This is a genomic window from Tannerella forsythia (assembly GCF_003860135.1).
Taxonomy (GTDB): domain Bacteria; phylum Bacteroidota; class Bacteroidia; order Bacteroidales; family Tannerellaceae; genus Tannerella; species Tannerella forsythia_A.
In genome coordinates this window covers 1-10,268 of the sequence record NZ_RQYN01000024.1, presented here as the reverse complement: position 1 = coordinate 10,268, position 10,268 = coordinate 1, and the positions used below count along the sequence as shown (strand labels likewise).

Genomic DNA, 10,268 nt, shown 5'->3' with positions numbered 1-10,268 from the left:
GACCGAGCTCGCATTCCGTAAGCAACGAAGCAGTTCGCTTGTTATGACACACCGCCTTTTTTCATGTAGAAAGAAATATCCTGCCCGAAAACTCCTACCTTTGCCCCGGAGAAAAGCAGAATAATGATGAAACAGAACGATTGGAAGAGCCGTCTCGGGGTGATGTATTCGACTAATCCCGATTATGAGTATCAGACTGACGAGGAAACGGAAGAAGAGACGTTGCCGAAGGATAAACAACGGCTACGTATCACGCTCGACAAGCGGAATCGTGGAGGCAAAGTTGTCACACTGGTCAGCGGTTTTCGCGGTACGGGCAATGATCTGGCCGCGCTCGGCAAGCTGCTCAAGACGCGTTGCGGCGTGGGCGGCTCGGCCAAAAACGGTGAAATCATCATCCAAGGTGATTGGCGACAGAAGGTGGCCGACATTCTTACGAAAGAGGGATATAAAGTATGCTGACTATTTACCGCGCTTCGGCCGGAACAGGTAAGACACACACGCTCACGGGCGATTACCTGCACATGCTCTTTTCCGCTCCTGACGCATACCGTCATATCCTCGCCGTGACATTTACCAACAAAGCCACGGAGGAAATGAAAAACCGTATATTAAGCGAGTTATATCTGCTGGCTTCGGGGCAATCGTCCGATTATACCGGCAGGCTTACTGAGGTTCACCGTCTGACGGAAGAACAACTGCGCAGTCGTGCACGTACCGCTTTGATCCGCATTCTCCACGATTATTCGGCATTTAACATCAGCACCATCGATCATTTTTTTCAGCAGACGATGCGTGCATTCGTCCGCGAGATCGGGTTGCAAGGAAATTACCGTATCGAGATGGATCGAGACCTCGTACTCTCCGAAGCCATTGATGGTCTGCTCTCCGACCTCGATAAAGACGAACACAAAGACTTACTCGAATGGCTGCTCCGTTTCAGTGAAGAAAAAGTGGAGAAAGGCGAGACTTGGGACTTGCGTACCGAAATCCGTAAGCTCAGCAACGAATTGTTCAAAGAGAGTTACAAGGCTTTTCGCTCCGAAGTGAACCGCGATATTGCAGACCGGACAGCGTTGGCGGAGTACAAAAATATGCTCTATGCCATCATACGCAGCACGGAAAGTCAGGCTGTACAGATAGGGGAGAAGGGACAGCGCGTCATGGAACAGCATGGTTTACAGCCGTCGGACTTTAAAGGCGGGGCACGTTCGCCTTTTTTCCTGTTCGATCGTCTGGCAAAGGGGAGCATGAAAGAGCCGTCCGCCACGTTCAAAGCACTGTCTGACCATGTGGAGAGCTGGTACACCAAAACGACGCCGCCCGAACGTCGGCAGACCATTGAACAGGCTTACGACGGCGGACTGAACGAATGTGTGCATGACGTCTGCCGTTTCTTCGACGCTCTGACGAATTACTATACGGCATTGGCCATCAGTCGTAACCTGTATACGTTAGGGATATTAAACGATATCGAACAACAGATCCGGAAGTGGCGCGAAGAAAAAAATCGCATGCTGATTGCCGATACGACCGAGTTGTTGAACAAGATTATCGACGGCAGCGATATTCCGTTTGTCTACGAAAAGACGGGAACACGCATCGAACATTATATGATCGACGAATTTCAGGACACCAGTGCCATGCAATGGCGTAACTTCCGGCCGTTGCTGAAAGAAAGTCTTGCTTATCGACGCGCCAACCTGATCGTGGGCGATATCAAGCAAAGTATCTACCGCTTTCGCAACTCCGACTGGACGCTGCTCGACGAGCAGATTGGGCGTGACTTTCCCGCGTCTCAGCTCACGGAGAAAACATTGTCTGAAAACTGGCGAAGCTGTCGGAATATTGTTGAATTCAATAATGCTCTGTTTACCGTTGTACCTCAGCTGCTTCAAATATTATATAATGATGGGATCGATCAGGCCACGCTCTCGCAGGAGAGTCGCGAACAGTATGCCGGCAAGATCGTATCGGCTTACAGTCGGAGCTATCAGGATGTCGCTCCGCCCTTTCGGGCAAAGGAGGGACATGTTCGCATCGAGCTGTTACCCGATGAGGACGAACATTCGTGGAAAGACGAAGCCATGCAACGGTTGCCGATGGTTATTGAGCGCTTGCAGAAGAACGGATACGCTTTGCGAGATATGGCCGTGCTCGTGCGTACCCGCAACGAAGGTATTCAAGTAGCCGATACATTGCTTAATTATAAGGAGACGCATACTGATACGTCATTTCGATATGATATTATTTCTGAAGATGCCCTGCTGATCGGACAAGCGTCGTCCGTCCGTTTCATGATCGGCATGCTTCAATACCTGAACCGTCCGGACGATGTGACGGCCGCCCGTACGGCCGAGGCGGTACACGCCGTGATGCAAATGAAAACGTCGGCAGAAGCATCCGTACAAACGATTCGCAAGGAGGTTGAAACGGTGTTTGCGCCGGAGATACTTGCCGAGCTTCAACGACTTTCACATCGTTCGTTTTATGAAACAGTCGAGGGACTTTACCGTCTTTTCAAAGCCGATTTTCCGGAGAACGAACAAGTCTTTATACAGGCATTTCTTGATCTGACGGCCGAGTACGGGGAGCGTGAAACGGCCGATATCGACCGTTTTCTGAAGTGGTGGAAAGAAACCGGATGTCAGTCGAAAATTGCTACGCCCGACACGCAGAATGCGATTCGGATTCTGACGATACATAAGTCGAAAGGCCTTGGTTTCAAGGCAGTCATTCTTCCTTTCGGCGACTGGGAGGTGGACTCGAAAAGCAGCACCATGCTGTGGTGTCATCCGTCATCTCCGCCGTTCAATCGTTTACAGGTCGTGCCGGTGAACTATACGAAAGACCTTTGTCGCACGTTGTTTGCCGAGGCGTATTATCATGAAAAGCTGCATGCTTACATCGATGGCCTGAATACTTTGTATGTCGCTTTGACCCGCGCAAAAGAAGAACTGATTATCTTTGCTCCTGACGATAAGGCGCCCAGAACGCAGGTGATCTCGCACTTGCTTCGTGCGGCCTTGACTTCCGACTGCCATGCGACAGCGGAAGGCAACCCGTTGCGTCCGCTTGCCGAAGGATTCAGGCCGGATGAGGGCCTCTTCGAATGGGGGGACGCGTGGCAACCGGACAGTGTTCCGGCATCCGGCACGGAAGAGCTTCCGATGAAACGTATCCCGTCCGTCAAGCCCGACGAACGGATGTTCCTTCATCTACATCGTCAAGGCGACTTTTTCGACGATACGGCGCGACGCTACGGTATCCTGATGCACGACTTGCTGAGTCGTATCCGCACAACGGCCGATATTTCCATAGCCGTCGCTGCCAAAGAAGCGGCCGGTGAAATCAGTCGGGAGGAGGCACCCGGCCTGATCGAAAAAATGCAAGCCTTGTTAAACGAACCCTCCGTACGGCCGTGGTTTGATGGCTCCATGCAAATCTTGAATGAGACGGATATCCTCGTCGGGAACGGACATTCGAGTCGTCCCGACCGTATCATGCTCGACGGAGACCGGGCAGTCGTCATCGATTATAAGTTCGGCACGCAAAAAGACAGACGTTATGTCTATCAAATGAACACGTATGTCAGGCTGCTCCGAGAGATGGGAATCTCCGAAGTAAAAGGTTATCTCTGGTATGTCGAACTCGGAGAAATGGACGCAGTTTCCGATTGACGTTTTTAATATTCAATAAAAAAAACTACTTTTGCCACGTTTATTGAAGAAAGAATGAAGGTTCACAGAGAAGGAACAGGACTGTTGTTATCACTATTTACTTTTTTATTTATCGTCAATGTAGGCATATACTACGCGATAAACAAGGGAGTTGTCTTCTATGCTGTATTATCCCTTTCTACCGTTCTTTTCCTGTTGGTACTGAATTTTTTTCGCAGTCCCAACCGCCATTTCCCGTATGACTCCGAGGGACTCGTGATCGCTCCGGCCGACGGTACGGTCGTCGCGATCGAAGAGGTGATGGAAAACGAATATTTTCACGAAAAACGCTTACAGGTTTCTATTTTCATGTCTGTGTTTAACGTGCATGCCAACTGGTTTCCGGTGAACGGAACCGTGAAACATGTTTCTCATCAGCCCGGACGTTTTCAGGCGGCTTATTTGCCAAAGAGCAGTACGGACAATGAACGATCGACCATCGTGATTACGACGGGTTACGGAGTAGATATCCTGACGCGACAAGTGGCGGGTGCATTGGCACGTCGTATCGTGACGTACGCGCAGGAAGGTGAATCATGCAGTGTGGATGATCAGATGGGGTTCATCAAATTCGGGTCGCGGGTCGACACGTATCTTCCGCTGAATGCGGATGTCCTCGTTCGGCTGGGACAAAAAGTGACCGCTAATCAGACGCCTGTTGCCCGGTTAGGTAAAATCATCTATCCGTAGACCAATGAATCGCATCGGCAAATATATTCCCAATACATTGACGTGTTGCAATCTGGTATTCGGGTGCATGGCATGTATCGCGGCACTCGAAGGACAAAGTCTCCATGCGATGACGTATATCTTTGTCGCCGTCGCGTTCGATTTTGCCGATGGACTGGCTGCTCGTTTGCTAAAGGCTTATTCTCCAATCGGAAAAGATCTGGATTCGTTGGCCGATATGGTCAGTTTCGGGGTTGCTCCGGGGTTGATGCTTTTTCGGTTTATTGACGAACGGATCGCCTCACAGTGGGTTAACGTTTATTCGTGTCTTCCTTACCTGTTTTACATCGGGGCGTTGGCAATTCCTGTTTGCTCGGCTCTGCGGCTGGCAAAGTTCAACAACGATACCCGGCAAACGACTACATTTATCGGTCTGCCCGTGCCGGCGCATGCCATCTTCTGGTCATCGTTGATCTGCACGCTTCTCTCCGGTTCCGGCTCGATGCTTTCCGGTATGTCTATGGAGATTGAACCACTTATCCTGCTGACCGTCATCACGGTTATAGCGATTGCTACTTCGTTGCTCCTCGTGTCTGAGATTCCGATGTTCTCACTAAAGGTCAAATCGCTGGCATGGAAAGGAAACGAGCTGCGTTATCTGCTGATTCTTGGCGCTGTTGCTCTTACGGTGTGGCTCGGTATTATCGGTATTGCCATGACGATTCTGCTTTATATCTTGTTGTCCTTTGTAGGACTTCGTTCGAAATAAGGACGGTGAGTATAGTCGTGTAAGATACTTGTCCGAAAAGGATATTTTTTTACTCCATTCTAACCGTTTTATCTGTTAATCGTTATTTTTGTATCCGGATTCTTTTTAAACGATGAAAACAAATAATTTGAATATAAGATACTTTGTCAATGATCCCGAAGCGATGGAACGGGAGCTGTTGCTGAAATTCTTCCGGTTTGAAGGGAGTCGGGATAATGCATTGAATCTTGAGCATATTCCCGCTGTTGTAAGCGCCGGCTGTGTGGCTCTTTGCCTCAGAGGAACATTAAGCCTCAAACTGAATGAACAGATGCATTCGATGAAAGCCGATGATTTATGCGTGATTTTTCCCAATACCATCGTGCAGACCGTAGCACGCAGTGCAGACATGGATTGCATCGTGCTGGCCAGCGATCTCGAATTTATCCGTAACTTTCCGGCGACACATGCCTCGATGCTCTACCTGATGATCTCCAAAATGCCTTGCATATCGCTTTCGGACAAGGAGAGAGAAATCATGCTGGCACATTTCGATTATATCCGCATGAATTACGAGCGCAAAGATTTTCCTTATCGGATCGACGTTACCCGGCAGTTGTTGCTTGTGCTCTGTCATGAGATTGCGGCGATTTATCAGAACGGACAGCAGGCAGCGATTCCTTCGGACACGTATCAGGAGAAGCTGTTTCGGACGTTTATCCGTCTGGTCGCTGAGCATTACGATCGGGAAAGGCGTGTCGATTTTTACGCGGAGCAATTGTGTATTACGCCCAAGTATTTGTCGCAGGTAATCAAAAAGCTATCGCAGAAAACCGCGGCACAGTGGATCGATGATTTTGTGCTCCGACGAGCCAAGCTGATGCTGTTATCCTCACCACTGACCGTTCAGCAAGTCTCCGATCGGCTGAACTTTCCGAATCCGTCGTTCTTTTCGCAATATTTCAGGCGGAAGACCGGCAAGACACCGAAAGAATTTCGCTTGACCGTGCAATAAGGCCATCTGCAGGTAGCGGAAATTAACTATCTTTGCATACGTATGAAAGAATTTATCATTACGCAGGAACAAACGGAAAAAGCGGTGCTGGTAGGGCTCGTTACTCCCGATCAGAACGAGCGTCAGGTGAAGGAATATCTCGACGAACTCGATTTTTTGGCCGATACGGCCGGTATCCGTCCCGTCAAACGGTTTACGCAGAAGCTGGACATGCCCCATTCCGTGACGTTCGTCGGTGCGGGCAAGCTGCAACAGATTAAAGAATACGTCGTTGAGCACGAAATCGGCATCGTGGTTTTCGACGACGAGCTGTCGGCCAAACAGCTTCGGAACATCGAAAAAGCGTTGCAGGTGCGTATCCTCGACCGTACGAATCTGATCCTCGATATCTTTGCCAAACGGGCGCAGACGGCACATGCCAAAACGCAAGTCGAACTGGCGCAATACCGGTACATGTTGCCCCGTCTGACAAGGCTCTGGACACACCTCGAACGGCAACGTGGAGGCGTGGGTATGCGTGGCCCGGGAGAAACGCAGTTGGAGACCGACAAGCGAATCATTCTGGATAAAATATCGAAGCTGAAACGTGAACTGGCGGAGATCGACAAACAGAAATCGTCGCAACGCAAGAACCGTGGCAAGATGGTGCGAGTGGCGCTTGTCGGTTATACGAACGTGGGTAAATCGACCTTGATGAACCTGCTGAGCAAAAGCGAGGTGTTTGCCGAGAATAAACTTTTTGCCACACTCGATACGACGGTACGCAAGGTGATCATTGAGAACCTTCCGTTTCTGCTGTCCGACACGGTCGGCTTTATCCGCAAGTTGCCGGTCGAACTCGTCGAGTCGTTCAAATCGACGCTTGATGAAGTGCGCGAAGCCGACCTGCTGCTGCACATGGTCGATGTTTCGCATCCGACGTTCGAAGAGCAGATCGAAGTCGTCGACAGAACACTAGCCGAAATCGGTTGTGAATCGAAACCGGTGATTATGATTTTCAACAAGGTCGATGCGTTTTCGTTCGTTCCGAAGGACGAGGACGACCTGACGCCGCGCCAACGCGAGAACATTCCCCTCAGCGAACTGAAAGAGACATGGATGAATAAACTGCCGGGCAATGCGATCTTCATCTCGGCCAAAGGCCGTACGAATATCGATGCTCTGAAAGCGATCCTTTACGAGCGGGTCAAGGCCATTCACATCACCCGTTTCCCGTATAACGATTTTCTTTTCCAGCATTACGAAACGGACGAGGAAGAGATGCTTTAAAGCAAGGGCAATGGTTAGCCCTTCGGGCGTTTAGTTGTTGAATTGTTGAGTTGTTTGCCGTGTAGGGGCGAACCTTGTGTTCGCCCGCGATGACAACCCAGCGCGGATGATAAAGACGCAATTCATTGCGTCTTTATGGTGCATGCACCGGGCGTATGTGTTCCGGTATTTGTTAAACATCCGGACATGCGACAATAAAACGCAATCGTTTCACGTTGGGTTTTTCAGCAAGTAAGAAATGTACCTAAAGCTGAATCATCATGTTTGAGAAAATTCAACACGTTCTGATTGTTTTGTTTGCGATCGCGTCGTTTAACGCGTGTGATAGGATCGAGAGAATGTACTTGATGTATTCTCTCCGAAACGACACCTCCGTAGAAGAAGATTCCATTTTCAGGATGCGGGCCGACTCGTCTTTTCTTCCTGATACCTTCGATCGGAGGGGAAGGCTTTTCTATCTGTGCAAGGTCTGGGGATTCGTCAAGTATTACAGTGAGAACACCCGGCCGACATCTTCGATCGATGTCGATCAGATACTGATGGATGCGATTGCGCAATCTAACAGGTGCGATAATAAAGAAGCCTTCGGATCCATTCTACGGAACGTGATTGCTTCTATTCAGACCGACCCGATCTCGGAAAGAAACCCGTATAAAAATACTGAGGAGTATGCGCTGGTCGATTTCCGATGGATGAACGATACCGTCTTTCTGGATGCAACAATCAGTGAACAACTCCGTCATATATTTCTGAATCATTCGGGAGAGTCGTATTTTATCGATTATTTGAGGTCGAGAAATATCAAGCAGATCAATGAAAAGGAATATCCGGATGTGGCTCCGGACTATCCTGTTCGACTGTTGGGATTATTTCGGTACTGGAATGTTATCCAGTATTTTTACTCCAATAAGTATTACACGGATAGCTGTTGGGATCGGGTATTGTATGAAGCGATTCCATCTTTTGAAACAGCCGATACGGAGAGAGAGTACCGTTTGTGCATCTACCGGCTTATCCGTCGACTGCGCGATACCCATAGTGATTATAACTTTCTGAACGATTCGATCATTTCGGGGCAATACCGTCCGAATTTCAGTATGTTGAAAATAAACGGCGATTTCTTCATCAACACATTCTCTATTCCGGGCGAGGAAGGTTCGTTTCGAATGGGAGATCGGATCATGCAGATCAATGGCCGCGATGTTCGGCAGCTCTATGACAGTCTGCGGATGTATGTGGGGGGAGGAAACGATCGGGTAGAGCAGTTGTTCGTTTGTGCAGCGATGATTTCCGATTTCGATTCGGTTTCAACCTATACGATTGAGCGAAGAGGTGATACCTTAACGCTTGTTTCGGCTAACAGAAAACGTACGGAATACTCACAGTACAGACAGAATGAACGAGAGCGGGAAGTCAAAAAGGACCAATACGAATGGTTGAACGATAGTGTCGCATATCTGAATCTGAAATACGTTACGCGTCAAAATTTTTCCCACAATTATAATGCGATACAAGATGCCAAAGTCATGATCCTCGACTTACGGTGTTATCCCGATAATATGATTTTCTTCAACTGCATCTCTACGTTTGTTCCTCCGACACCGGTGTTTGCTTATATTGTTTATCCCGATATCCGCTTTCCGGGCATGCTTCGATATGCTAAAGCATCAAAGAAAATCGGTAAAAAGAAAGGTTATCAGGGGCGGATTATGTTGCTTGTCGACGAATGGACTGCAAGTTTTTCGGAACATCTGACCATGGCGCTTCAGGCTAATCCTCGCACCGTTACCATTGGATCTTCGTCGTCCGGTGCCAATGGAGATATCAGTCCGTCAATCTTTCCCGGAAATGTCCGCACTATTTACACCTGTCTTAGTGTTTACTATCCCGATTTTGCCCCTATTCAGCGATGCGGAGTAAAGATCGATTATTTTGTGGAACCTACGGTCGAAGCCCTGAAGCAGGGGAAAGATTGGATATTGGAAGAGGCCTTGCGAAGGATCGAGGTACAAGATTTTAGGAGGGCTGAAAGCCTGAATTAATTGTGAATGGTTAGCCCTTCGGGCGTTGAGTTGTTGAGGTGTTGAGTTGTTGATTTGTTGAGCTGTTTGCTGGTGAACATCCCCCCTGCCCCCCCTTCAAAGGGGGGAAGAGCGAAGCGAAGGGGGGAATCCGTGGTACCCGCCGAACCATGTACCCGGTATAACCATTGACAATTAACAATCAAATTCGCGTTCATTTGCGCCCATTCGCGTCATTTGCGCGTTCTGATAACCTGCCAACACGACACAAAAAATAAGGGCGGACACAAGGCCCGCCCCTACATTGACTACTCTTGACTACATTGACTACTTTTCACTTTTCACTTTTCGTTTTTCACTTTACAAGGATTTTCGTTACCCTTTCTCCTACGCGCACCAGATATACACCCGACGGCAACGGCTGAACGTGGTCGCCGGCGGGAAGCGTAAGCGTCTTCACGAGGGAACCTTCTACATTATATATATGTACCGTCGCGGTGTTGGGCAGGGTGAGATGCAGCGCGCTGCCGGCGGCGAAGACGCGCAGGCCGTCGATCGTTTGATTGCCGACGGTGTACGTAAACGTGAACGGCACCGTGACGTTCCGCAAGGCGTATCCGGCCGTGGGCGTGAAGGCGAGGTTGCGCAGCGCGCCTTTGTAGCTGCCGTTCGACGTGCCGGGTACGGCTTTGCAGGCGAGCGTCAGCAGATCGCGTTTCTCGATTGTGCCGCCGGCGCGCAGTCCGCCGGGTTTCATCTCTACGCGGTTGCCGGTCACGGTGACGGTATAGCCGTCGGCCAGCGACGCATCGGGCGCGGTCTTCTTG

General features: G+C 49.5%; 8 protein-coding genes. 7 read left to right on the top strand and 1 reads right to left on the bottom strand.

Annotated elements, in window-relative coordinates:
* The first annotated feature begins 126 nt into the window (after window positions 1–126).
* The 7 genes from EII41_RS07440 (at window position 127) to EII41_RS07410 (ending at window position 9,462) form a co-directional block, all read left to right on the top strand.
* Complete coding sequence (locus tag EII41_RS07440; protein WP_124750764.1) at window positions 127–462, top strand: translation initiation factor; 336 nt, start codon at window positions 127–129, stop codon at window positions 460–462.
* Window positions 456–3,680, top strand: coding sequence for a UvrD-helicase domain-containing protein (locus EII41_RS07435; protein WP_124790073.1), 3,225 nt, complete (start codon window positions 456–458; stop codon window positions 3,678–3,680). Before EII41_RS07440 ends, EII41_RS07435 begins: the two co-directional genes overlap by 7 nt.
* A gap of 54 nt (window positions 3,681–3,734) precedes the next feature.
* On the top strand, window positions 3,735–4,409 hold the full coding sequence (locus EII41_RS07430) for a phosphatidylserine decarboxylase family protein (RefSeq protein ID WP_124750730.1): 675 nt from the start codon (window positions 3,735–3,737) through the stop codon (window positions 4,407–4,409).
* A 4-nt stretch (window positions 4,410–4,413) separates the two neighbouring features.
* Window positions 4,414–5,157, top strand: a complete 744-nt coding sequence (locus EII41_RS07425) for a CDP-alcohol phosphatidyltransferase family protein (protein WP_124790072.1) — start codon at window positions 4,414–4,416, stop codon at window positions 5,155–5,157.
* A gap of 112 nt (window positions 5,158–5,269) precedes the next feature.
* Window positions 5,270–6,151, top strand: a complete 882-nt coding sequence (locus EII41_RS07420) for a helix-turn-helix domain-containing protein (protein ID WP_124790071.1) — start codon at window positions 5,270–5,272, stop codon at window positions 6,149–6,151.
* A 42-nt stretch (window positions 6,152–6,193) separates the two neighbouring features.
* A complete protein-coding gene (gene hflX, locus EII41_RS07415; RefSeq protein WP_124790070.1) occupies window positions 6,194–7,420 on the top strand; it encodes a GTPase HflX in 1,227 nt (408 codons plus the stop codon).
* A gap of 260 nt (window positions 7,421–7,680) precedes the next feature.
* Window positions 7,681–9,462, top strand: a complete 1,782-nt coding sequence (locus tag EII41_RS07410; protein ID WP_124790069.1) for a S41 family peptidase — start codon at window positions 7,681–7,683, stop codon at window positions 9,460–9,462.
* A gap of 334 nt (window positions 9,463–9,796) precedes the next feature.
* Here EII41_RS07410 and EII41_RS07405 read toward each other — a convergent pair.
* Window positions 9,797–10,268 (bottom strand): T9SS type A sorting domain-containing protein (locus EII41_RS07405; RefSeq protein WP_148091743.1); only part of this gene is annotated, 472 nt, incomplete at its 5' end.